This is a genomic window from Pelagerythrobacter sp. Soil_C_18 (assembly GCF_057657235.1).
Genome location: NZ_JBDGIU010000002.1, coordinates 165791 through 187952, shown reverse-complemented (window position 1 = coordinate 187952; position 22162 = coordinate 165791). Strand labels below are relative to the sequence as shown.

Here is a 22162-nt window from a genome sequence, read left to right as displayed (position 1 = left end):
CGGGCGCGGCAACTCGATTTGGACAGGACATGCCCGACCTCCACCGTATCCTGAAGGCCGAGAGGCCGCTCACCCTCGCCTCTGTCGTGCGGGGCGCGCAGCCGCTCGTGATGGCCGACCTCGCACGCGCGGCGAAAGGCCGCGCGGTCTTCATCGCGGCAGACGAGGCGGCGATGCACAGCGTGACGGAAGCGGCGCAGTACTTCGCCCCCGAGCTCGACGTCATCGAGTTCCCCGCATGGGACTGCCTGCCCTACGATCGCGCCAGCCCCGCCCTCACCGTCAGCGCACGCAGGCTTTCCGCGCTGCACCGGCTTCAGGCCGGCAAGGCTGGTTCGCAGCTCCTCGTGACCACGGTCAACGCCGTGCTCCAGCGCGTGCTGACGCCGTTCCGCGTCCGCGAGAGCGTGCGCGAGTTCAAGCCCGGGATCGAGATCGGCCGCGAGAGCCTGGCCGCGCTGCTCCAGCGGCAGGGCTACAGCCGGACCGACACGGTGGTCGACAAAGGCGAGTACGCGGTGCGCGGTTCGATCGTCGACATCTTCCCTTCGGGGCTCGACGAGGGTCTGCGGCTCGACTTCTTCGGTGACGAGCTCGAAAGCCTGCGCAGCTTCGATCCCTCGACGCAGATGAGCACCGGCGTGCTCAAGTCACACCTCCTGCTGCCGGCCAGCGAAGCGCTGCTCGACGAGGACAGCATCAAGCGCTTTCGCACCCGTTATCGCGAAATGTTCGGCGCCAACGCAACGCAGGACCCGCTTTACGAGGCTGTCAGCGAAGGCCGCCGTCTCGCGGGGATGGAGCACTGGCTGCCGCTGTTCGAGGAGCGAATGGTAACGCTGTTCGACCACCTCGGCGACGGCGACGTGGTGGCGATCGATTCCGCTGCGCTCCAGGCCGCCGAGGAGCGGCTGTCGGACATTTCCGACTACTACGAGCAGCGCACGAGCACCGGCGGACAGACCAAGGGCAGCTACCGCCCCCTGCCCGCCGACGCGCTCTATCTCACCGAAAACGAGTTCGGCACCGCGCTGGACAAGAAGCCCGTCCACCGCACGACGATCTTCGCCGAACCCGAAAGCGAGCGCGTGGTCGACTTCGGCTTCGCTTCCGCGCGCGACTTCGCGCCGGAGCGCGCACGGGGCGACAATGTCTATGAGGCCGCGGCCAAACATCTCGGCGCGATCGGCAAGGCCGGGAAGAGGGCGATCTTCGCCGCCTATTCCACCGGCAGCCGCGCCCGCATCGCTTCGATCCTTTCAGAGGCCGGTGCGACGACGCAGCTTGCCGACGGGTGGCAGGAAGCGCTCGGGACGGCGGCGAAGGGCAAGCCGGTGGCGCTGGTCCTGCCGCTGGAGACCGGATTCGCCAACGACGAGCTAGAGCTGCTTACCGAGCAGGACGTGCTCGGCGACCGCCTCGTCCGCCGGCGCAAGAAGCGCAAGGATTCCGACGCCTTCCTGGCCGAGCTGTCGGCGCTCAACCGCGGCGACCTGGTGGTCCATGTCGAGCACGGGATCGGCAAGTACCTCGGGCTGGAGCCGATCGCGGTCGGCAAGAGCCAGCACGACTGCGTGATGCTGGAGTATCGGAGCGGCGACAAGCTCTACATTCCGGTCGAGAACATCGACGTGCTCAGCCGCTACGGCAGCAGCGAGGAGGCGGTCATGCTCGACCGTCTCGGCGGCGAGGCGTGGCAGAAGCGCCGCTCGCGCCTGAAGGAGCGCATCCGCGAAATCGCGGGCGAGCTGATGCTGGTCGCGGCCCAGCGCGCGCTCAAGAAGGCGCCGGTGCTCGCGGCGGAGGAAGCGAGCTTCAATCAGTTCGTCGATCGTTTCCCATGGCAGGAAACCGACGATCAGGACCGCGCCATCGAGGACGTGCTGGGCGATCTCGAAGCCGGCCGGCCAATGGACCGTCTGGTCTGCGGCGACGTGGGTTTCGGCAAGACCGAGGTGGCACTGCGGGCCGCCTTCGTCGCAGCGATGGCGGGGCAGCAGGTGGCCGTCGTCGCACCGACCACGCTGCTGGCGCGCCAGCACTACACCAATTTCGTCGAGCGTTTCGCCGGCTTCCCGCTGCGCATCGGGCGCCTTTCGCGCCTCGTCCCGGCCAAGGAAATGGCGGAGACCCGTGAAGGGCTTACGGATGGCAAGGTCGACATCGTGATCGGCACGCACGCGATCCTCTCCAAGACGACCAAGTTCCGCAATCTCGGCCTGGTAATCGTGGACGAGGAGCAGCGCTTCGGCGTCACCCACAAGGAGAAGCTCAAGCAGCTCCGCGCCGACGTTCACGTGCTGACGCTCACCGCCACGCCGATCCCGCGCACGCTGCAGATGGCGATGTCCGGTCTTCGCGAACTTTCCACCATCCAGACCCCGCCGGTCGACCGCCTCGCGGTGCGCACGTACGTGATGGAATGGGACGATATGGTCATGCGCGAGGCCCTGCTGCGCGAGCACCATCGCGGCGGGCAGAGCTTCATCGTCGTGCCGCGCATCTCGGACATGGAGCAGGTGTCCGACTGGCTGCACGAGCATGTGCCCGAAGTGAAGTTCGTCGCGGCACACGGTCAGATGGGCGCCGGCGAGATCGAGGAGCGGATGAGCGCCTTCTACGAAGGCAAGTACGACGTACTGCTTTCGACCACGATCGTCGAAAGTGGGCTCGACCTGCCGAGCGCCAACACGATCATCATCCATCGCGCGGACATCTTCGGTCTCGCCCAGCTCTACCAGCTTCGTGGCCGCGTCGGGCGCGCGAAGCTGCGTGCCTACGCCTACCTGACATACGAGAAGGATGTCGCGCTGTCCGAAGTCGCCGAGAAGCGCCTGAAAGTGCTCGGCGATCTCGACAGCCTCGGCGCGGGATTCCAGCTCGCCAGCCACGACCTCGACATTCGCGGCGCGGGCAACCTGCTGGGTGACGAGCAATCGGGCCATATCCGCGAGGTCGGCTTCGAGCTCTACCAGTCGATGCTGGAGGACGCGATCCTGGCCGCCAAGGCTGGCGACGCCGGGCTGGAGCGGCAGGGCGATCCGCTGAGCCCGCAAATCACGGTCGACGCGCCGATCATGATCCCCGAGGCCTACGTGCCCGACCTCACCGTTCGCATGGCGCTCTACCGCCGCCTCAACGACGCGAAGGACAGCGCCGAGATCGAGGCGATGGCGGCCGAGATGATCGACCGCTTCGGCCCCCTGCCCGACGCCACCGCGAACCTCATCCGTCTGATCGAGATCAAGCATCAGGCGATCACCGCCAACATCGCCAAGATCGACGTCGGCGCACGCGGCACGCTGGTGACGTTCCACAACGATGACTTCCCCGACCCAGCCGGCCTGCTCGCCTATGTCGAACGCCTGCAGGATACCGCCAAGCTCCGCCCCGACATGAAACTCGTCATCAACCGTGCATGGGGCGACCCCAAGTCGCGGCTGAACGGGCTGTTCCAGCTCACCAAGGGCCTAAGCGGCATCGCGCGCAAGGCAGGCAAATGCGAGGAACTCGCCGCCTGACCTGGGGCCCGCCGTGGCAGGCTCTGACGCCCGTGCAGCGGCTATCCTGAACGCGCGAAGCTGAGGAAGGCCTCCGCTTCCATCGGTCTCGCGCGCAGGAAACCCTGGAACGCCGCACAGCCCTCCACGCGGACTTTGTCGAGTTGCGCCTCGCTCTCGATGCCTTCGGCGATCACCGCCAGGTCCAGCGCGCCCGCCATCGCCACGATCGCGCGCAGTACGGCAAGGTCGCGTCTGTCGGTGGCGATCCCTTCGACCATCGTGCGGTCGAGCTTGAGGTAATCAAGCGGCAGGAGCTTGAGATAGCGGAAGTTGCAGAAGCCCGCGCCGAAGTCGTCGAGCGCGATCCGAATGCCGTCGCTCGCGAGCCAGGCGAGCTGCGCTGCGCTGCCTTCGACATCGCGCACCAGGGCATGCTCGGTCAGCTCCAGCGTCAGCCTTCCGGCATCGAAGCCTGATTCGCGAACCAGCGCCCGCAGCCCATCGGCGAAATCCGCGGCCGAGATATCGGCGGCGGTCACGTTGAGCGAGAGGCGAAGGTTGTCCGCCCAGCACGCTGCGGCCGCCAGTGCGTGTGCCGCAATGTGATGGGTAAGCGCGGCAGCTTCGTGCGCATTCGCCGCCAGGTCGAACAAGCTCTCGATGCCGAGCGGGCCCCGCTGCGGATGATTCCACCGCGCCAGCGCTTCCGCGCCAATCACCCGCCCGTCGGCACAGGAGAACTGGGGCTGGAACAGCAGCTCGACTTGATTCTGCTCGATCGCGGCGAACAACTCCTGCGAACGCTCGGCGCCGCTGCGCCGGCGGTCGGTCGGGGAACGGCGCTCGCGAGTCGATGTCATGAAATTCATTCCTCGCCGTTGGCGCAGTCCGGCCTGCCCGTCTGCCCGTGTGCCGCGCGCGTTGCAAATAGAGACGGTGGCCCATAGGGTGCGCGCCGGCAGGACGGAGCTCTAAGTGGGCGTTTCCAACGGATTTACGCGGCTGGCAATGATCGCCTCCGACACAGAGCGTGCGCAGGAGGCGGCGCACGACTTGCGCCAATCGCACACGTTCTGCCCGATCGAGGAGGCCGAAGCGGTAGCCGTGATCGGCGGCGACGGCTTTATGCTCCACACGCTGCACCAGATGCTCGACAGCGGGGCCGTGAAGCCCGTGTACGGCGTGAACCTCGGCACCGTCGGCTTCCTGATGAACAAGTATCGCAAGGGCGGCAGGCTGCTCGACCGCGTGAACCGCGCCCGCGCGATTGCGATCGCGCCGCTGCGCATGGAAGCGGTGACGCAGGACGGTGCGAGGACGACGTTCTGCGCGATCAACGAGGTCTCGCTGCTGCGCGAAACGCGCCAGACCGCGAAGATCGAAGTGTCGGTCGACGATCGGGTGCGGATCGAGGAACTGGTCTGCGACGGCGTGCTGGTGGCGACGCCTGCCGGATCCACCGCTTATAACCTGTCCGCCCACGGGCCGATCCTACCGCTCGATTCGAACCTGCTGGCGCTGACGCCGATCAGCCCCTTCCGCCCGCGGCGGTGGAACGGTGCGCTTCTGCCCGACCGCAGCCGAATCCAGTTGCGTGTGCGCGAGCCATCCAAACGGCCCGTCTCCGCCGTGGCCGACCAGAAGGAAGTACGCGATATCGCGGAAGTGACGTTGGAGATTGCCCGCGAATCCGAGCTGACCCTGCTGTTCGATCCGGGCCACGCGCTCGACGAACGGATCGTGGCGGAACAGTTCGTCGCCTGACGGCATTGCCGGCGCTCTCGGCACACAAAAAGGGCGCGATGGGAAGACCCGTCGCGCCCTTTTTTCAAGCCGTTACAGAATGATGGCTCCCCGAGTTGGATTCGAACCAACGACCAAGTGATTAACAGTCACCTACTCTACCGCTGAGCTATCGGGGAGCAGCCCCTGCAGGCAGAGCGCGCGTATATGGTCGAGCTTCGGAGTTTGCAACCCCGTCGTTGTGATCGTCTAGCAATTGCCGACGGCGCACCTCAGGAGGCGGCGCCGTGGCAATGCTTGTACTTGTTGCCGGAGCCGCAGGGGCACGGCGCGTTGCGGCTGATGTCCATGCCCGCATAGGGGTTTTCGCCTGCAGCGCCGCCCGGACCCGCGGCCGCCCGCGGACTGCCGGCAAGCGCGCCGAACAGCGCCGCCCGCGCCGCCGAGCCATCGCCGTCTTCCGAATCCTCGATGCCGGTCAACGGATCGATATGGCCAGTGAGGAAATCCGGCAGGTCCGGCAGCGCCTGCTGTGGCGGCGGAGCAAGGCGCAGCTCGCTCTTGAGGAGGATCGAAGTGATATCCTCGCGCAGCTTGTCGAGCATCGATTCGAACAGGCCGAAAGCTTCCTGCTTGTACTCGTTGATCGGCTGCTTCTGCGCATACGCGCGCAGGAACACGACCTGCCGCAGCGCGTCGAGCGTCGCGAGGTGTTCCTTCCAGTGGTAGTCGAGCCGCTCGAGCAGGATCGACTTTTCGACCTGGCGCCAGATCGACGGATCGTTGTCCGCCATCTTGCGCTCCATGATCCCGTCAACTTCGGTACGAATGCGCTCCTCGATGATCTCGGGATCGAGTGTGTCCTCCTGCATCCACGCGTCGATCGGCGGATTGATGCCGAGCACTTCGGCCACGCGCTCCTTCAGGCCCTCCACGTCCCACTGCTCAGGATACGATTCGGGCGGGCAGGCGGCGGCGACGATGCCGGCGACCGTGTCGTGGCGCATGTCCACCACCACGTCGTCGACGCGCTCGCTATCCATGATCTCCGCGCGCTGCTCGTAGATCACCTTGCGCTGGTCGTTCATCACGTCGTCGTATTCGACGACCTGCTTGCGGATGTCGTAGTTGCGCGCCTCGACCTTCTTCTGCGCGGTCTCGATCGCCTTCGACAGCCAGCGCGAACCGATCGCCTCGCCGTCTTCCAGGTTCGAATTCATCATCCGGGCGAACAGCGTGTCCGGTCCGAAGATGCGCAGAAGATCGTCCTCCAGGCACAGATAGAAGCGCGAGAGGCCGGGGTCGCCCTGACGCCCCGACCGGCCGCGAAGCTGGTTGTCGATGCGCCGGGATTCGTGCCGCTCCGTACCAAGGACGAACAGACCGCCCGCTTCGAGCACCTTGGCCTTCTCCGCTTCGACCTCTTCCTTGATCTTTGCGATTGCGGCGTCCTTCTCGGGGCCGTCCTCCATGTCGCGGAGTTCATCGTTAATCCGGAATTCGATGTTGCCGCCGAGCTGGATGTCGGTGCCGCGGCCCGCCATGTTGGTCGCAATCGTCACCGCGCCGAGACGCCCTGCCTGCGCCACGATGTGCGCTTCCATCTCGTGGAAGCGCGCGTTGAGCACGGCGTGCTTCACACCCTCTTCGTCGAGGAACTTGGAAAGGAGCTCGCTCTTCTCGATCGAGACCGTGCCGACCAGCACCGGCTGGCCGATCTCGTTCTTCTCGCGAATGCCTTTCGCGATCGCCTTGAACTTGTCCTGCGTGTTCTTGTAGAACTCGTCGTCATCGTCGATGCGCCGGACCGGAACGTTGGTCGGAATCTCGACCACGCTCATCTTGTAGATGTCCCAGAATTCGGCCGCCTCGGTGGCAGCGGTACCGGTCATACCCGACAGCTTGGGATACATGCGGAAGTAGTTCTGGAACGTGATCGAGGCCATGGTCTGGTTCTCGGGCTCGATCTTCACCCCTTCCTTCGCCTCGACCGCCTGGTGCAGGCCGTTCGACCAGCGGCGCCCGTCCATCATGCGGCCGGTGAACTCGTCGATGATGACGACCTTCTCGTCCTTCACGATGTAGTCGATGTCGCGCTTGAACATCATGTTCGCCTTGAGCGCCTGGTCGAGGTGGTGGACGACCTGGGTGTTCTCGACGTCGTAGAGATTGTCGGTCTCGAGCAGGCCCGCCTCGGTCAGCAGCTGCTCGACCTTCTCGATGCCGTCTTCGGTCCAGGTGATGTTCTTGGTCTTCTCGTCGGCGTCGTAGTAGGTTTCGTCGAGCGTCTTCACGATCTCGTCGATCGAGACGTAGAGGTCGGTCTTGTCCTCGGTCGGGCCGGAGATGATCAGCGGCGTCCGCGCCTCGTCGATCAGGATCGAATCGACCTCGTCGACGATCGCGTAGTTGAAGGGGCGCTGCACCATCTGGCGGCGCTCGTGCTTCATGTTGTCGCGCAGATAGTCGAAACCGAACTCGTTGTTCGTACCGTAGGTGATGTCGGCGGCGTAGGAATCGCGCCGCTCGTGCTCACCCATGTTGGGGACGATCACGCCCACCGTCAGCCCGAGCCAGCGGTAAAGCCGGCCCATGTGCTCGGCGTCGCGCCGGGCGAGATAGTCGTTGACGGTGACGACGTGGACGCCCTTGCCTTCGATCGCGTTGAGATAAGTCGCCAGCGTGGCGACGAGCGTCTTGCCCTCGCCGGTCTTCATCTCGGCGATCTCGCCGCGATGAAGCACGATGCCGCCGATCATCTGCACGTCGAAGTGACGCATGCCGAGCACGCGCTTCGAAGCCTCGCGCACCGTGGCGAAGGCTTCGGGCATGATGTCGTCGAGCGTCTTGCCCTCTTGGAGCTGTGCGCGAAACTTGTCGGTTTGAGCCTGAAGCTCCTCGTCGGAGAACGCCTCGAGCTGCTCTTCCAGGGCATTGATCTGGTTGACGATCTTGCCGAGCGACTTGACGTAGCGGTCGTTGGACGAACCGAAAATCGATTTGGCGAAGGCTTGGAACATGAAGATGGCCCTGTCCGGACTGAGAATGGATGGAAGCCGCCCGCGCGCATTCGGCGCCGGCGGCGGATCATGTCTGAGAGTGCGGTAACGCGACTATTCGAAGGCGCGGTCGGGGCCGAACTGAACGGTCGGGATATAGATCCTGACCGCCTTGCGCACCTTGCAGCCCGGCGCAGGATCGGCCTTCGCGGGCAGTTTGTTCCGGCGAACCGCGGCGTCACAGCGCTGCGCCTTGCCCGGCTGCGCCTCCTCCGCCCGGTCACTGACCTCTGCGCTTAGTGCCTGCGCGAACGCCGCACTCGCCGGGGTGCCGGCAGCGGCAAGCCCGGTAATGAGCGCAAGGCAGGCGAGAAGGCGGGTCAGCATCTCGGCGTAAGATAGGTGCTGTTCGTCCGATCGTCCACCTAGAAAGCCGCATTTACCCCCGCGTGTCCGCCGGGTAGGAGCCCGCCATGGATCTTGAACGCTCGCCCCTCGCCGTGCCCTTTCCTGAAATGCCCCCGATCGCAGGCGTGGTGCCGCGCGTGGCGCGTGCCGGCTACAAGGATTGGGGGCGTTGCGACCTGACCTACGTGGAGCTTGCGGAAGGTACCGCGGTCGCAGGCGTGTTCACGCGCAACGTGTGCTGCTCGAGCGAGGTCGAACTCGGCCGCGAACAGATCCAGACCGGCCGTGCGCGCGCTCTGGTGGTCAATGCGGGCAACTCCAACGCTTTCACCGGCTATCGCGGGCGCGAGGCGGTGGAAGCGATAATGGCACAGGTCGCCGAACACCTCGGCTGCCCGAAGACCGAGGTCTTCGTCTCCTCAACGGGCGTGATCGGCGTGCCGCTGCCCAAGGACAAGGCGCGCACCGGCATCGCCGCAGCGCTGGAAGCAGACGAGTGCTCATGGGAGGAAGCGGCTGCAACCATCGGAACCACCGATACTTTCCCCAAAGGGGCCACTGCACAGGCGGTGATCGGCGATACCACCGTGACCCTCTCCGCGATCATCAAGGGCAGCGGCATGATCGCGCCGGATATGGCAACGATGCTTGGTTATGTTTTCACCGACGCGGCTGTCGAACCTGCATTCCTGCAGCGCCTGCTGTCAGAAGCAAACGAGCGGACGTTCTCCTGCATCACCGTCGACAGCGATACCTCGACCAGTGATACGGTGCTGACCTTCGCGACGGGCAAGGCCGGCAACGCCCCGCTCGCCTCGTTCGATGATCCTGGCGCTGACGCCTTCGCCGCCGCGTTGCGCGATGTCTGCCGTCAGCTCGCGCACCTCGTGGTCCGCGACGGCGAAGGGGCCCGCAAGTTCATCGAAGTTGCCGTCACTGGCGCCGTCTCCGACGAAAGCGCCCGCAAGGTCGGCCTCGCGATCGCCAATTCGCCGTTGGTCAAGACCGCCATCGCCGGCGAGGACGCGAACTGGGGTCGCGTGGTCATGGCCGTCGGCAAGGCAGGAGAGCCCGCCGACCGCGACAAGCTCTCGATAGGGTTCGGCGGCCACTGGACCGCTCGCGACGGCCTGCCGCTCGCCGATTACGACGAAGCACCAGTCGCCGAACATCTCCGCGGTAGCGAAATCGCCATCGCGGTGGACCTCGGCCTCGGCGACGGCTGCGCGACCGTATGGACCTGCGATCTCACGCATGGCTACATCGCGATCAACGCGGATTACCGGTCGTGAGCTTGCTCGACCGTGAGATTCTCGCCCTGATGCGGCGGGTGAGCGAGGAGGCCATCGTGCCGCTCTACCGCGCGCTTGCGGACGACCAGATCGTGGCAAAGGCGCCGGGCGACGTCGTTACGGTGGCCGACCATGCGGCCGAGGCGATGCTCGCCGAGGCGCTGGCCGCGTTCGAGCCCGCCCTGCCCGTCGTGGGGGAGGAAGCCTCGCATGCAGATGCTTCGATACAGGATGCGCTCTCCGGCGACTGCTGGATCGTCGACCCGCTCGACGGCACCCGCAATTTTGCGCGCGGAGAACCACCGTTTGGGATCATTATCGCGCGCGCCGAAGGCGGCGTGGCGCGATCGGGCTGGATCTACGACTGTCTGAGCGGACGCTTCTGCGCCGCGCACGAGGGACGCGGCGCGTTCGTCGATGGAGAGCGGATCGAGGCGAATCCCACCGGCGAAACGCCGCCGGTTGCGGCGATCTCGCTGATCTTCATGGATGAAGCGCGGCGCGAGGCGGTGAAGCGGCAGATCGCTCCGCACTACCGCATGACCGACATTCCCTACTGCGCAGCCGAGCAGTACCCGCGTCTGGCGCTGGGGGTGAACGACGTCTCGATCTTCGAGCGCACACTGGCCTGGGACCACGCCGCCGGGGTGCTGTGGCTCAACGAGGCAGGCGGGAAGGCCGCGCGGCCCGACGGTTCGGCCTATCGGGTCGATGAATGGCAGAAGCCGGGCCTGCTCGGCGCGGCAAGCCCGGCGCTGTGGGACGAACTGGCGGAGCGGACGGCCGGGGTCTGAAAAGGAGCCCGAGCCCCAGCGAAGGCTGCGGCCTCAGGCCGCCTGGTCTTCTTCAATTGCCCGAGGCCCCTGCCTTCGCAGGGGCTCGCTCGGTGCGGATGGCTCTCAAAGCTCGCCTTCGAGCCATCCTTTGAGCTGACTCTTGGGCGCGGCGCCGAGCTTCTGGGCAACCGGCTTGCCGTCCTTGAACAGCACCATCAGCGGGATCGACTGGACGCCGATCTGACCGGGAACACCGGTGTTCTCCATGATGTCCATCTTGGCGATCGTCACCTTGTCGGCCAGTTCCTCGCTGATTTCCTCGAGCGCGGGCGCGATCATCTTGCAGGGGCCGCACCAGTCGGCCCAGAAATCGACAAGCACGGGCTTGTCGCTGTCGAGCACATCGGCCTGGAAGCTGGCATCGGTGACGTTGACGGTTGCCATGGGGAATCTCCTGTTGTGTTGACCTCTATTTAGGGCCGCGGCCTGCCGGCTCAACGGGCGGCCGGCCAAAGCTTTCCTGCGCTGTGGACAAGGCGGTTTTCTGCGCGGCCAGAACCTCCGGCGGAATCGAGATCAGCCGCGGTGCCTGCGTGTAGAGCACGGCCGCAGCGACCTCCCTGCCCGGATATATCTGCGCAAGGGCGGCGGCGTACGCGGCCATCTGGCGAAGGGTAGATGGCGGCACCTGCTCAAGGGTTTGGGGCGGGCGCCTCGCGGTCTTGAAATCGACCACGGTCACGCGGTGGGGCTCGACCAGCAGGCGGTCCGCCGTGCCGGCGACGACCTGACCCTCGACGATCGCCGCGAGTGGAACCTCGGCTAGTGCGCCGGGACCGAATACGTGCGCGAAAGCGGGATCGGCCATCACGGCAAGCGCGGAGGCGAGCACTTCATTGCGCACCCCGGAAGAGAGGCCCTGCCCTTGCCGCTCCAGCCACTCGCGCCCGACCCGCTCGCGCTCGCCGATCGGTACCTCCGGCAGGCGCTCGAGCAGCTTGTGCGTCAGAGTGCCGCGTAGCGCCGCTTCGCGCAGCATATCGGGGGGCAATGGCGGGTCGGCACCGGTGTCCTCGCCAGCGGAGGACGGCGCGAGAGGACGCGGCGGGCGCGGCTCTGGGCCGACAGGCGTGACAGCCCAAGGGGGCAGCGCACGCTCCGCCTTCCGCTCGGCAGGGTCGTCGACCGGCAGCGGCGGCGCCGGCGCGCCGATCTCCCACCTGGCACCCCACAGATCGTCGGCCAGGCCGTCACCCTCGAACAACGGGCGAAGGCGCGCGTACCAGCTGTCGGCGTGCGGCTCCCCCTTTTCGCGTGGGCCGAGCGACCCGCCAATGAACAGCGCCTCCTCCGCCCGGGTCATGGCAACATAGAGCAGGCGCCAGTGCTCGCGCATTTCCTCGGCCATCGCCGCTTCGTGCGCGGCGGCGACGGGGCCGAGGCGCTGGTTCTTCGGCAAGCCCGGGATTGGCACGCCGCGACCCTTGTCGCCGCCCGGACCCGGCTCCATGAGCGTCAGCGCGCCGCCGGAAGGCGGGGTTCCGGTCGCGTCTGCCAGGATCACGATCGGTGCCTGCAGCCCCTTGGAACCATGCGCGGTCATGACCCGGACGAGATCACCCCCCTCGCCCGCCTCACGCTTGAGTTCGCCCTCCCCCGCATCGAACCAGCGGATGAAGCCCTGCAGGCTCGCCGGATGCGCGGCGGCATAGGCGTGCGCGGCGTTGAGCAGCTCGTCGATCGGGTCGTTGACCTCGCTCCCGAGCCGCGCGGCCAGCCTCCGCCGCCCCTGCCATGGCCCGACGAGGATCCAGTGGAGCAGCGCCTGCGGCAGTTCGAAATCGGCCCGCGCGAGCAGCGCGCCCAGCTGTTCGAGCGTCTCCACCACGCGCGGCTCGCGCGAGGCGCGCAAGTGCGTCCACAAGCGGGTGCCCTTCGGCCGATACCCGTGCACGAGCAGATCGTCCTGGCTCCACCCTCCCAGCGGCGACACGAGCAGATTGGCGAGGTTCAGATCGTCGAACGGCTGCGCGGCAAAGCGGAGCGCCGCCATAAGGTCCTTGACCCCCAGCGGCGCGCCGAGCCGCAGGCGGTCCACGCCCGCGACGGGCACGCCCGCCGCGTGGAGCCGCGCGACGATCAGACCGGCAAGCTCCTTGCGCTTGCGCACCAGCACCATGATGTCGCCCGGGCCGGCATTCCGCGGCTTCCCCTTCGCGAGCGGGAACCCCTCGTCCAGCCAGCGCCTGACCTGCCGCGCGATCCGGTCGGCCATCTGCCGGTCGTGGCGCGAGAGCCAGCCTTCTTCGCCCTCGTCGTCCTCCCCGTCGAGCGTTTCGCCGGTGACCGGCTGCCAGACCGTCACGAGCCCAGGGCGCACCTCACCCACATGTGCCTCAGGCCGCTCGCGAAGACCAAGTTGTTCGAACCCGATCGCCTCGACGGCACGATCGACGAACTGGAGCACGGGCTGCCCGGTGCGAAATGACTGGCCTAGGCCGTATTCCTGAAGGCGGCGGACTGGAGCGTCGGCAAACTTCCCCGCCGCCTCCATCTCGCGCTTCACCCGATTGCGCGCGGCTTCGAAGTTCTCCGGGCTGGTGCCTTGGAAGCGAAAGATCGCCTGCTTGTAGTCGCCGACGGTGAAGATCGTACGCAGCTTGCCGTTGTGCGCGCCTTCGCCGCTGAAGAAGTCGTCGATCAGCGCGAAGACGATCGCCCACTGCTCGGCATTGGTGTCCTGCGCCTCGTCGATCAGGATGTGGTCGAAGCGGCGGTCGAGCTTGTAGCGGATCCACGCCGCCATGTCGGAACGGCCGAGCAGATCGGCGGCCCGGCGGATCTGATCGTCGAAATCGACCAGTCCCTCACGCGCCTTGGCCTCCTCCCACAGCAGGGCGAACTTGCGGCCGAGCTCGAGCAGCGGCGCGATGCTTTCCGCTAGCGCCAGAAGGCCGAGGAACTCGCGCACTTTGCCGATGCACTCGCTCGCCCGCGCACTGGCGCCGGAGAATGCGGGGGCGGCGGACTTGGGCAGCTTGGGATTGCCGTTCTTGTAGAACAGCGCATCGGCCAACGCCTCGATCCCCGCCGCGCGCATCGAGCCATCGCCGTCGAGCCAGGCGCCGATCGCCTCGACCGCGGCCGCACCGGTCTTGCCTTTCCACTGGCGGTATTGCGCGAGGCATTGCCGCAAAGCCGCAACGTCGAAGCTTTCGTCCGCACAAAGCGTCGCCGCGTCCTCAGGTCGGGCATCGGCTTCCAGTCCTAGCAGCCGGTTGACCCGTGGGCGCACAGGCGGCTGCCAGGCGCCGGGGCCGAACCAGAGCTCGCTCGCGGCGGCGCAGCGCATGAGCCAGGCGCGCACTCCATCGGGCCCCTTCTCGCGGCTGAGCCTGGCGATCCCATCGAGTGTCGCCGCGTCGCCCTCGCGCTCGGCTACGAGCAGCATATCGGCCAGCACATCGTGCGAGAGCAGCTCGCGTTCTCTGTCTTCCATCGGACGCGATCCCGGTACGATCCGCGCTTCCTCGGGAAACGTCGCGAGCAGCCATTGCGCAAAGGCGTGGATCGTGTCGATCCGCAGCCCTCCGCCCGGCGTGTCGAGCACGCTGGCAAACAGTGTGCGGGCGCGGGCCAGCGTCTCGGGATCGAACGGCGCCCCGATGGCCTTGAGCTCGCCAGCCAGCGCTGTAGGGTCCATCCGCACCCAGCGCGCGAGCACGTCGTTGACCCGCACTGCCATCTCCGCAGCACCCGCCTTGGTGAAGGTGAGGCACAGGATCTGCGATGGATCGGTGTCCGGCTGAAGCAGCAGCCGCAGCACGCGCGCCGAAAGAACCTGCGTCTTGCCCGTCCCGGCCGAAGCGGAAAGCCAGACGCATTCCCGTGGATCGACCGCAGCGCGCTGATTGCCATGGAGCGGATAGACCTTGCCGCTCATGCGTCGTTTCCGTCGTCATCGAAGCGCGCCTGCCATTCGTCGAGCCGCATGAGCTGGTCGTAATCGGCATAGCCCGGATAGTCGGGGTTCTTGCGCGCGGTGAACGGTTCGGTGCCCTTGATGTACCCGTCGATCGCTTCGTGCACCTTTTTCTCGGTTAGCGGCAGAAAGCTCTCGGGCGCGATTCCGACCCGCTTGGTGCCGATCCGCAGCGGCGTTTCGACATAGCCGAAATCGCCCTCGCGGTTCTTCGCGAGCGACCAGTATTCGAAGGCCGTGGGCTCGCCCGATACGCCTTCGATCCCCCCGGCCCGCGCCATCAGGGCGATCAGGCCGAGCTGGAGCGCGAAACCTTCCTGCACCATTGCCCAACTGGGCGGCTTGCCGGTCTTGTAGTCCACGATCGCGAGCTCACCGCCCGGCAAGCGATCGATCCGATCCGCGCGCCCGTGGATGCGGACACCGTCGACGATCATCTCGCCCTTGCGCTCGACAGCCATTACCTCGCGCCCGGGCTCCGCGTCGATCTGCGCCTCGACCCATTCGAGAGCTGCCATCAACCGAGGGCGCCAAAGGCCGCGCATCAGCGGGTGAGCGTTCATCTCCTCCAGCACGTTTTCGGCAATCGACTTGAGCGGCGCCCGCGGATCGCTCTCACGAGCCAGGTGCCAGCGTTCGAGGATCTTGTGCGCAGCGGTCCCCTGCCATGCGGCGGAGGGCTCGGCGTCGAGTGCGTCGAGACGGCGCAGGCCGAGGATCGCGCTCGCGTAAAACTGGTAGGGATCGCCGAGTAGTCGGTCGAGTGCGGTGACGGCGATCGGCACGTCGCGCTGATCGGCGGTCGGGCGCGGCGTGGGGCGCGGATAAGGCGGCGGCTCGCCGGACGCGGCATCGAGCGCCCGCGCCAGGTCTACCGCGGCTTTCTCCCGGTGAGATTCGAGCATTGTCTCACCCAACAGTGCCTTGACCCGCAGCAGGAACCGGGAAGGAATTGCCGGGCCGCTCTCGTCGCGCGCAGCGCGGCTCAGTACGACCTCGGGCGCGCCCAAAGCGCCGGCGAGATCGTGCGCCGACAGCCCGATGCGGAAGTCCGCGCCGGGAACGCCCAGCGCCCGCATCACCGGCGGCGCGAGCAGCGGATCGGGCGCGGGGCGCGGCGGCCAGCTCCCCTCGTTGAGGCCGCCGCAGATCGCGAGGTCTGCCCTGCTCATGCGCGATTCCAGCAAGCCATAGATCGCGACGCGCGGATGTCCGCCATAGGGAGGCCGCACAGCGACCCGCTCCATCGCCTCGCGCAGCACGGTGGCGAGATCGGCGGAGGCGAGGCCGAGGCCCGCCTCCCGCGCATGCAGGCGCAAGTCGTCGACGAAGGCGGAGAGCGCGCGCCCGTCCTCGCGCGCCCAGAGCTGTTCTCCGCACAGCCCCTCCCCGGCAACCGCGAGCGCATCGAGTTGATCAGCGAGCGGCGGTTCCTCGCCCTCGCTGGGCAGGAGCGGGGCGAGAATGGTCTCGACCTCCGCCCACCAGTCCACGATCCCTCGCGATTTATCGCCAAGGCGCAGCACGAGCTCGCGCAAGGGAGCAAGGCCCGGTGCCGGCCGCGGTCCACGCAGCGCCAGTTCGAGCGCGCGCGCGTGATCAAGCCAATCGGCACGGCCGAACGGCTGCCCGGCCAACGGATGCTCCAGCAGCGCCATCAGAGCGACCGGTGTGATCTCTTCGGCGGCGACTTCCGCAAGCAGGAGCAGAAGCCGCCCCGCCGCTGTCTGGGAGAGAGGTCGACCTGCGGAATCGTCCGCCTCGATATTCCAGCGCCGCAGGTGCGCCGCGACGCGCGCGGCAAGCCCACGGTCTGGCGTCACCACCGCCACGCGTCTTCCCGGCGTCTCCAGCGCCTCCCGCACGAGCAGGGCGATGGCCTGCGCCTCCTCCTCAGGATTGGCGCTTTCCATGATCCGCACGCCTGCCAGGCGGCGCTTCTCCGGCGGAAGGTCGACCCAGCCCGTACTCGCCTGCGGCGGTAGGAACAGGCTGGAAATCGCGTGGCTGCGCTCGGGTGCGGCCGCGCCGAGCCCTCGGCGGTGCCACGGCCGCACCTCCCCGCGTGCGACGCCCATGCGATTGAGCAGCAGCTTGAGGTGGTACTGCGGATGAGTCACCGCGTCGGCGCGCGCAAACGCCATATCATCGGGGCTATCGCCGCGGCCCGCGTGCCCCAGCTCTTCCCACACCGCATCGTCGAGCGCGAGGTCGAAATCGGGCAGCGCGACCGCGCCGTTGGGCAGATCGGCAACCACTCTCAGCAGCTTCGCGAGCTCGGGCGCAGCACTGGTCACACCTGCCGCAACGATCGGACTTGCCGGCGGATGATCCCGCCAGTGCTTCGCCGCGCGGGCGAACAGCATGTTCCGGCGCGTGGCGGCATCGACCATGCCGAGTTGCCTGAGCTCGGCCAGCCACATCGTCTGCACCGTGTAGAAAAGCTTGGTGTTCTCGCTCCAGTGCGCAGCGACTTCGGCGAGCGCCTGCATCACCGGCTCGTTCCACAAATCGTCGGGCGCGATGCCTTCGACCAGCAGCCGGTCCATCGTCTGCCCGATCTCGTACGCAAGCCGCAGCCGGCCCGCCGGCGTCGGTCTTGGATCGCGGCCCAGAGCAGCCATCGCCTGATCGACGAGTTGCGCCAGCGTCAGCCAGCGCCGCGTCGGCTCAACTGCCGGAGGAGTGTCGCTCGCGCCCAGCGGGTCGAGCAGCATGCCTAGCGCTTCGTCGAGATCGAGGTCGCCGACCACCGCCATGCGCGGCATCAGCATTCCGGACTGACTTTCCGCGCCGAAGTGGCGGATGAAAGCCTCAGTGACGGTGCGAACCGCGCGGGTGCTGGGAAGCAGCAGTGTCAGGCGCGCCAACCCGAGGTCGGGTTCGGCGTAGCGTGGGACGAGGCCGGCCACCAGCGCATCGGCGAAGCCGCGGTGCGCGGCGATCGAATAGACGCTCGGCCCGCTGCGTTCAGCCACGCCTGAGCGCTTCTTCGGTCGGCGCGATCGCCTCCGGCGTGCCGACTTCGAACCACAGCCCGGTGAAAACCGCACCGTACAGCCGCCCCTCCGCGATCGCGCGCTCCCACAGCACCATCGTGCCGAACGGGCCCTCCGGCGCGTTGCGCAGCAAGCGGTGCGAGACGAGCTGGATGCCGGTGTAAATGAACGGGGCCACCCGTCCCGCCAGGCGGCGCTTCAACCGGCCCACCGGGTCCATATGGAAGTCGCCGAGGCCACGGAAATTGCTCGCCCGCGCATGGGAAACCACCAGCAGCAGCGCGTCCATCTCGTCCGGGTTCCACAGCTCCGACAGATCGGCGAACGCATCGCGCGGCCCTTCCAGCCAGATGTTGTCAGCGTTGAGGCAGAAGAACGGGTCCGGCAGGTGCAGCAGCGCCTTCGTCATGCCGCCGCCGGTTTCGAGCAGCAGCTCGCGCTCGTCCGAGATCGTGATCTTCGGGTTGGCGCGTTCCTTCAGATGCGCCTCGAGCGAATCGGCGAGGTAGTGGACGTTGACCACCGCTTTCGCCACGCCGGCCTCGGCAAGGCGATCAAGCGTATGGTCGATCAGCGGCTTGCCGGCGACGCGCACCATCGGCTTCGGCTGGCTCGCCGTCAGCGGCCGCATGCGCTTGCCGAGGCCCGCGGCCATGACCATCGCTGTGTCCGAGGCGAGCGTCGTCACTGGATCTCCCCGCCGAACGTATCGCGGATATTGCGCGGGATGTTGAGATCGAACCAGCTTGCGATGGGCGCGAGCGCGGGATGCGCGAGATCACGCTCCATCGCTTCCCACACGCGCGGGATCATCGCGAGATAGCGCGCCTTGCCGTCGCGCTTCCACAGGCGGGTGAAGATGCCGACGATTTTCGCATTCCGCTGCGCGCCGAGCCGGGCGTAGTCTGCCTCGAACTCGTCGCCGGGCGCGGCGCGTGCGATGTAGCGGTCGAGCATGGCCCGTTCGAGCTCCACCGAGACCTCACGGCGCGCATCCTGCAGCAGGGAGACGAGGTCGTAGGCACGATGGCCGACGAGGGCATCCTGGAAATCGATCAGCCCCTGCGCACCGGTGCCGTCCGGCGCGGGCCCGAGCAGCATGATGTTCTCCGCGTGATAGTCGCGCAGCACGGTAACCCCCGGCTGCTGGCGGCCTAGCACCGGGCGGAGCGTCTCCGTCCAGGCGGCGGCATAGCCCTCGACATCGACCGTCAGGCCCATCGTCGGACAATACCATTCGGTTAGCAGCGCGCCTTCGCGTTGATAGACCGCCATGTCGTAGGGATCGAACGGCCCCGGCGGCGCGCGGTGCAGCTCGACCAGGGCATCGATCGCCGCCGCGTAGGCATTCGTCTCGCCCTCGGGGTTCTCGTCCAGCCAGTCGCGCATCCGGTCGACGCCGAAATCCTCCAGTAGGATCCAGCCCGCCTCGGCATCCTCGGCGATGATCTCGGGCGCTCGGTGGCCGTGCGCGGCGAGCCAGTGCGCGACGTCGAGAAAAGGGCGCGGGTCTTCCTCGGGCGGCGGCGCGTGCATCAGCATCGCCTTGCGGTCACCGTCGCGAACGCGGAAATAGCGGCGGAAGGAGGCATCGCCGGGGATCGGATCGACAGCGGCCCCTCCCCATCCTGCGCTTTCGAGGAATTGAATCAAGCCATCGGGCAGTTCGCTCATGCCAGGCGCCCTAGCCAATCCGCGCCGGGTTCGACAATCGCCTTGCGCCCGCTGCCTGCAATTTCGAGCGTGATCGAGAGGCAGCCCGGCTCGTGCGCGAAACCGCCGGCGTTCTCGGGCCATTCCGCAAGCAGCGCGGCCCCCTGGCGGTAGTCGTCGAGGCCGATCTCCTCCGCTTCCTCAGGGTGTTCGAGACGGTAAAAGTCGGCGTGGACAAGTGGCGGGTCGAGCGCGTCGTAAGTCTCGACGATCGTAAAGGTCGGCGACGGCACCTCCCCCTCGTGGCCCCGCGCAGAGACAATGGCGCGCGCCAATGTCGTCTTGCCTGCACCGAGCCCACCCGAGAGGGCGATCACGTCGCCCGCCCGTAACTGGGCCGCGATGCGCCTGCCGAACGCTTCAACCGCAGTCAAGTCGGGAAGATTCACTTCAAACATCAGGGCAGCTCGATCGTCACGGTCGTGCCCGTGCCCTCGCGCGAGACGATCTCGAGCGTGCCGCCCTGCGCTTCGATGAGCTGGCGCGCCAGCGGGATACCAAGTCCCTGGCGCCGCACGAGCCCATTGCCGTCAGGCGTGGTGCGCAAGCCGTCGAGCGCATGCGCCAGTTCCTTGGCTGTCATCCCCTTTCCGTTGTCCGAGATTACGATGCGCGCGCCCTCGGCCTTGCGCGTCAGGTCGACCAGAATTTTGCCGCCCTTGCCCGTCGCCGCGATCGCGTTGTCGAGCAGGTGTCCGATCGCGCGGCCGAGTTGGCGGGGGTCGGCATCGACCTTGCCGGCGGCGCTTCCGCGCAAGTCGAGGCTTAGGCCACCGCCGAGGATCGCCTGCTCCCGCTCCCGCACAACCTTTGTCACGAACGACATCAGTGCGATCCGTTCCTTCGCGATCGGCAGCAGCCCGGCCTCGCTCTGCGAGAGGTCGAGCACGTTCTCGACCTGATCGGCCAGCCTCGCGACCGAGTCGAGAATCGCGCGGACATAGTCCTTGCCCTGGTCAGTCAGCTCGCCCGCCACGCCGCTCTCGAGTAGTTCGGCGAAGCCGCCGATCGAGGTCAACGGGGTGCGGAATTCGTAGGACATGTTTGTCAGGAACCGGGTCTTGACCTGATCCGCCTCTTCCAACGCCATGTTGCGCTCGCGCAGCGCCTCTTCCGCTTTCTGCGAATCCGTGATGTCGAGCACCGTCAGCAGTCCATTGCCGTCGGGCAGCGGAACACCGGCGAACTCGAGCGTGCGCCCGTCGGCGAGCTGAATGCGCCCGCCCTGTTCCTTGCGGTCGAGCGTTGCCGCGCGGATCACCTCACCGACCGCCTTGGCCTGAACGGGCTTTGCAAGGCTCGGCGCGATCGCTTCGAGCAACCGGTCGGCGGAAGGGTGCGTGTCCATCAGTTGGGGATCGAGGCCCCAGCTCCCCGCAAAGCCGCGGTTCCAGAGCTGCAAATGCCCGTCGGGCGCGAAGACCGCGAGCGCTTCGAACAGACTATCGAAAGTGGCAGTCCGGGTGCGCAGCAGTGTGTCGCGAGTGGCGGAGAGCGCGAGTTGCTCGGTCCGGTCTTCGGCAATCAGCACCAGGCCGCCGTCGGGCATCGGATTGCCGACGACGCGCAGGTGCGTCTTGTCCGCCAGTGGCCAGGCTTCCTCGCGCGGCGCGCCGGCGCTGAACCACTCCGCATGCTCGCGGCGCCACGCGGGGAAATCGCGTACCTCGGGAGTCTTTCCTGCATCACGCGCGTCGCTGAGAAAACGCTCGAAATCGAGGCCAGTCGCCACAGAGCCCGGCGCGACGCCGAAGATTCGACGGAATGGCTGGTTGGCGAAAGTCAGGCGGCAGCGCGCGTCGAACTGCGCAACCCCGACGGAGAGCTGATCGAGGATCGACCGCTGCGCCTCGCGGAAGGCACGGAACTCGCGCGCGAGTTCCTCCTGATCCTCGATATCGATGGCATAGCCGGCGATCCCCTCCTGCCCGAGAGGCAGGTCGCTGACCCGCAGCGAGCGCCGCTCACCTGCCACGGTCGTCGCGACGATCCGCTCGATCGGCGTTTTTTGATCGGCAGAATGGCGCGCGACTTGCGCCGCGGTTAGTCCGTCGACAGCTTCAATCAGCTCGAGCTGGCGCTCGATCGCGTCGGCCGCGCTGGCCGCGCCGACCGCTTCAACATAGGCCGCGTTAACGAGTTGCAGCCGTACGTCGGGCCCGCGGAACCACATCGGCATCGGCGCCCCTTCGATCAGGCCGACCAGCGCGGCGAAATCCCCACGGGCACGCGCGGCCTCCTCCCGGAGCAGGGCGAGTTCGCTCTCGCTTTCGCTGAAATCGAACACCCAGACGAGCGCGGCGCCGCCAGGCGAGACCTGCGGATCGGCGAGCGCCCCGCGCAGGGCCAGGCTGCGCTGCGATCCCGGCGGCGTAATGGCCATGCGGAAAGGCGCCGCCGTCTTCTGCGCGCGGCGCACGTTCTCGGTCAGTTCGGCGAGTTGGCCCTCGGACAGGCCCTCGCCGTTCCGACCGGCCAGTTCACTCAAGTATGCGGGCAGCTTGGCAAGCCCGAGCCAGGCGGCGAGCCGCTCGGACGCTTCGATCCGCATGTCGGCACGCACCAGCAGCGGAATCGCCGGCGCCTCGTCGATCATGCGCGCCATGCGCCGTGCGGCCCGGCGGCTGGTTTCCGCCCCTTTGGCCTTCCCTGCGGCGGCGATCATCAGCCACGCTGCGCCGGCCGTCCAGGCTGCAAGCAGCAGCCCGATTAAAGCCAGCGCGGTGGGGGAGAGGTCCATGCCGATC

14 protein-coding genes and 1 tRNA gene are annotated in these 22162 nt (G+C 67.2%); 4 read left to right on the top strand and 11 right to left on the bottom strand.

What is annotated here, in order from left to right; translation table 11 throughout:
* Positions 1-29: 29 nt before the first annotated feature.
* The gene (mfd, locus tag AC3A5N_RS06525) at positions 30-3521 is read left to right on the top strand and encodes a transcription-repair coupling factor (RefSeq protein WP_487736504.1); all 3492 of its coding nucleotides are present in this window, start codon (positions 30-32) and stop codon (positions 3519-3521) included.
* Positions 3522-3562: 41 nt separating this feature from the next.
* Here mfd and AC3A5N_RS06520 read toward each other — a convergent pair whose 3' ends face one another.
* On the bottom strand, positions 3563-4363 hold the full coding sequence (locus tag AC3A5N_RS06520; RefSeq protein WP_487736503.1) for an EAL domain-containing protein: 801 nt from the start codon (positions 4361-4363) through the stop codon (positions 3563-3565).
* Positions 4364-4478: 115 nt separating this feature from the next.
* Here AC3A5N_RS06520 and AC3A5N_RS06515 point away from each other — a divergent pair, with 115 nt between their 5' ends.
* Complete coding sequence (locus AC3A5N_RS06515; protein ID WP_487736502.1) at positions 4479-5267, top strand: NAD kinase; 789 nt, start codon at positions 4479-4481, stop codon at positions 5265-5267.
* Between the two features lie 83 nt (positions 5268-5350).
* Here AC3A5N_RS06515 and AC3A5N_RS06510 read toward each other — a convergent pair.
* The 3 genes from AC3A5N_RS06510 to AC3A5N_RS06500 all read right to left on the bottom strand — a co-directional run bounded on the left by AC3A5N_RS06510 (position 5351) and on the right by AC3A5N_RS06500 (position 8632).
* A tRNA-Asn gene (locus tag AC3A5N_RS06510) sits at positions 5351-5425 on the bottom strand.
* 93 nt (positions 5426-5518) lie between these two features.
* Positions 5519-8266: a preprotein translocase subunit SecA gene (gene secA, locus AC3A5N_RS06505; RefSeq protein ID WP_487736501.1), complete on the bottom strand. Its 2748-nt coding sequence runs from the start codon at positions 8264-8266 to the stop codon at positions 5519-5521.
* 93 nt (positions 8267-8359) lie between these two features.
* On the bottom strand, positions 8360-8632 hold the full coding sequence (locus AC3A5N_RS06500; protein ID WP_487736500.1) for a hypothetical protein: 273 nt from the start codon (positions 8630-8632) through the stop codon (positions 8360-8362).
* An 86-nt stretch (positions 8633-8718) separates the two neighbouring features.
* On the opposite strand from AC3A5N_RS06500, the gene argJ reads away from it, so the two are divergent.
* Together argJ and AC3A5N_RS06490 are read left to right on the top strand one after the other, a co-directional pair.
* A complete protein-coding gene (argJ, locus tag AC3A5N_RS06495; protein ID WP_487736499.1) occupies positions 8719-9945 on the top strand; it encodes a bifunctional glutamate N-acetyltransferase/amino-acid acetyltransferase ArgJ in 1227 nt (408 codons plus the stop codon).
* 29 nt (positions 9946-9974) lie between these two features.
* On the top strand, positions 9975-10739 hold the full coding sequence (locus tag AC3A5N_RS06490; RefSeq protein WP_487736814.1) for an inositol monophosphatase family protein: 765 nt from the start codon (positions 9975-9977) through the stop codon (positions 10737-10739).
* A 105-nt stretch (positions 10740-10844) separates the two neighbouring features.
* Here the strand turns inward: AC3A5N_RS06490 and trxA are convergent, their stop codons facing one another.
* From trxA to AC3A5N_RS06455, 7 genes are read right to left on the bottom strand one after another with little or no spacing between them, the layout of a single operon-like run.
* Complete coding sequence (trxA, locus tag AC3A5N_RS06485) at positions 10845-11165, bottom strand: thioredoxin (protein ID WP_129523774.1); 321 nt, start codon at positions 11163-11165, stop codon at positions 10845-10847.
* 25 nt (positions 11166-11190) lie between these two features.
* On the bottom strand, positions 11191-14664 hold the full coding sequence (addA, locus tag AC3A5N_RS06480; RefSeq protein WP_487736498.1) for a double-strand break repair helicase AddA: 3474 nt from the start codon (positions 14662-14664) through the stop codon (positions 11191-11193).
* Positions 14661-17681: a PD-(D/E)XK nuclease family protein gene (locus AC3A5N_RS06475; RefSeq protein WP_487736497.1), complete on the bottom strand. Its 3021-nt coding sequence runs from the start codon at positions 17679-17681 to the stop codon at positions 14661-14663. Before AC3A5N_RS06475 ends, addA begins: the two co-directional genes overlap by 4 nt.
* The gene (locus tag AC3A5N_RS06470; protein WP_487736496.1) at positions 17674-18390 is read right to left on the bottom strand and encodes a nucleotidyltransferase family protein; all 717 of its coding nucleotides are present in this window, start codon (positions 18388-18390) and stop codon (positions 17674-17676) included. The genes AC3A5N_RS06475 and AC3A5N_RS06470 overlap by 8 nt, the downstream gene beginning before the upstream one ends.
* Positions 18387-19376 (bottom strand): aminoglycoside phosphotransferase family protein, encoded by a 990-nt coding sequence (locus AC3A5N_RS06465; protein ID WP_487736495.1) that lies wholly within the window; start codon positions 19374-19376, stop codon positions 18387-18389. Before AC3A5N_RS06465 ends, AC3A5N_RS06470 begins: the two co-directional genes overlap by 4 nt.
* Positions 19373-19813: a tRNA (adenosine(37)-N6)-threonylcarbamoyltransferase complex ATPase subunit type 1 TsaE gene (gene tsaE, locus AC3A5N_RS06460; RefSeq protein ID WP_487736494.1), complete on the bottom strand. Its 441-nt coding sequence runs from the start codon at positions 19811-19813 to the stop codon at positions 19373-19375. The genes AC3A5N_RS06465 and tsaE overlap by 4 nt, the downstream gene beginning before the upstream one ends.
* Positions 19813-22155: a PAS domain-containing sensor histidine kinase gene (locus tag AC3A5N_RS06455; protein WP_487736493.1), complete on the bottom strand. Its 2343-nt coding sequence runs from the start codon at positions 22153-22155 to the stop codon at positions 19813-19815. Before AC3A5N_RS06455 ends, tsaE begins: the two co-directional genes overlap by 1 nt.
* Positions 22156-22162 lie beyond the last annotated feature (7 nt).

Excerpts from the sequence above, each read along its gene's own strand:
- secA (WP_487736501.1), bottom strand. The coding sequence starts at position 8,266 with ATGTTCCAAGCCTTCGCCAAATCGATTTTCGGTTCGTCCAACGACCGC.
- argJ (WP_487736499.1), top strand. The coding sequence starts at position 8,719 with ATGGATCTTGAACGCTCGCCCCTCGCCGTGCCCTTTCCTGAAATGCCC.
- trxA (WP_129523774.1), bottom strand. The coding sequence starts at position 11,165 with ATGGCAACCGTCAACGTCACCGATGCCAGCTTCCAGGCCGATGTGCTC.
- addA (WP_487736498.1), bottom strand. The coding sequence starts at position 14,664 with ATGAGCGGCAAGGTCTATCCGCTCCATGGCAATCAGCGCGCTGCGGTC.
- AC3A5N_RS06490 (WP_487736814.1), top strand. The coding sequence starts at position 9,975 with ATGCGGCGGGTGAGCGAGGAGGCCATCGTGCCGCTCTACCGCGCGCTT.
- mfd (WP_487736504.1), top strand. The coding sequence starts at position 30 with ATGCCCGACCTCCACCGTATCCTGAAGGCCGAGAGGCCGCTCACCCTC.
- AC3A5N_RS06500 (WP_487736500.1), bottom strand. The coding sequence starts at position 8,632 with ATGCTGACCCGCCTTCTCGCCTGCCTTGCGCTCATTACCGGGCTTGCC.
- AC3A5N_RS06465 (WP_487736495.1), bottom strand. The coding sequence starts at position 19,376 with ATGAGCGAACTGCCCGATGGCTTGATTCAATTCCTCGAAAGCGCAGGA.
- AC3A5N_RS06455 (WP_487736493.1), bottom strand. The coding sequence starts at position 22,155 with ATGGACCTCTCCCCCACCGCGCTGGCTTTAATCGGGCTGCTGCTTGCA.
- AC3A5N_RS06520 (WP_487736503.1), bottom strand. The coding sequence starts at position 4,363 with ATGACATCGACTCGCGAGCGCCGTTCCCCGACCGACCGCCGGCGCAGC.
- tsaE (WP_487736494.1), bottom strand. The coding sequence starts at position 19,813 with ATGTTTGAAGTGAATCTTCCCGACTTGACTGCGGTTGAAGCGTTCGGC.